At 52.3% G+C, this 893-nt stretch carries 1 protein-coding gene; it reads left to right on the top strand.

Going from position 1 to position 893, the window contains the following annotated elements; all coding sequences use genetic code 11:
- On the top strand, nucleotides 1-838 hold an 838-nt coding region (locus ABJ99_RS28085), incomplete at its 5' end, for a hypothetical protein (protein ID WP_230080983.1).
- Nucleotides 839-893 lie beyond the last annotated feature (55 nt).

The raw sequence follows: 893 nt of genomic DNA on the forward strand, positions 1-893 counted from the left end.
CGCTATGAATACGACAACCGACTTCAGCACAGCAACACTTGTCTGGTCGCAGTCAACGCCAACCCAACCCGGCTACTATTGGTACTGGGATGGAAAAGAGGGTAATGCCCCTACTCCATTTCAAATAGTCGACTTACGACAAGCGCCTGCAGGTTGGTGGGCAGACATGCTCACGCCCAAAAAACCAAACTCAGTATCGGTAGAAACACCGCTGCCCGCCACCGCCACGCTTTTATCGTCGCCGGATATGCCAGGTATTTCCAGCGAAATACTCTGTACCGCGCTCATTGAAGTTTGCCGTCATCAACTCACCTACGAAGGCGTCAGGACCAACGCCTGGCTCGTCAATGATGTGCTCCTGACCGCTCAACAGTGGCTATTTGCCGAAATTCGAACTTACTTCGAAGACAACACCGACCTGTTGGTTGACGGTCGAGCCTTTAACAGCAAAACCATGATGGACAGGCTCAGAGATGAACAACTGATCAGCGAACGCTGTGCTGCCGTAATGAATCAGCACGAAGGTAATTTTCAGTTCTCGGAAGTCATTCGCATAAATCCCGAGATTATTTGGGGGGAAAGCGAACCGCGTCCTATGTCATGGCTCACAAAACCATTCGATTGTATGGGTTTGCGGGTAGTTGAAAGCCGGGCGAATCGCAACACCAAGGGGCGTCGCAGCTGCCTGCCTCTCCTAATGGCTCTCCTGCCAGATCAAGCCACGCGTCCTTCTCAGGTGCATTCAGCTCAAGGCCTGCCAGGGTTTCATGCAGTACTAGCCACTTATCCCGAATTGGCATGGCCCGAACTGTCCCAAGCAGCCAAGGAATCGCTATGAATACGTGTGCTAATCCCCTTTCGATTACCGATGAATGCCGCAACTGCGGCCAACA

The sequence above is a fragment of the Pseudomonas syringae pv. cilantro genome, from assembly GCF_001293775.1.
Lineage (GTDB): Bacteria > Pseudomonadota > Gammaproteobacteria > Pseudomonadales > Pseudomonadaceae > Aquipseudomonas > Aquipseudomonas syringae_P.